This window comes from Undibacterium sp. SXout7W (genome assembly GCF_049339385.1).
Lineage (GTDB): Bacteria > Pseudomonadota > Gammaproteobacteria > Burkholderiales > Burkholderiaceae_D > Undibacterium.
In genome coordinates this window covers 1-403 of sequence record NZ_JBMPPF010000085.1, presented here as the reverse complement: position 1 = coordinate 403, position 403 = coordinate 1, and the positions used below count along the sequence as shown (strand labels likewise).

The following is a 403-nucleotide window of genomic DNA, read 5'->3' as shown; positions in this document are numbered from 1 at the left end:
AACGTAATGGCTATGCCCTGCAATACGTGCCAGCGGAATCACGCACAGAAGCAGTTGCACTGAAAGCCGTTGAAAGCGATGGCGGTGCCCTGCAATACGTGCCAGCGGAATTACGCACAGAAGCAGTTGCACTGAAAGCCGTTGAACGTAATGGCTATGCCCTGCAATACGTGCCAGCGGAATTATGCACAGAAGCAGTTGCACTGAAAGCCGTTGAAAGCGATGGCGGTGCCCTGCAATACGTGCCAGCGGAATTACGCACAGAAGCAGTTGCACTGAAAGCCGTTGAACGTAATGGCTATGCCCTGCGATACGTGCCAGCGGAATCACGCACAGAAGCAGTTGCACTGAAAGCCGTTGAAAGCGATGGCGGTGCCCTGCAATACGTGCCAGCGGAATTACG

At 54.1% G+C, this 403-nt stretch carries 1 protein-coding gene; it reads left to right on the top strand.

Annotation, left to right across the window (positions count from 1 at the left end; genetic code table 11):
• A partial coding sequence (locus ACO0LB_RS20595; protein WP_423052578.1) for a DUF4116 domain-containing protein occupies window positions 1-403 on the top strand: 403 nt, incomplete at both ends.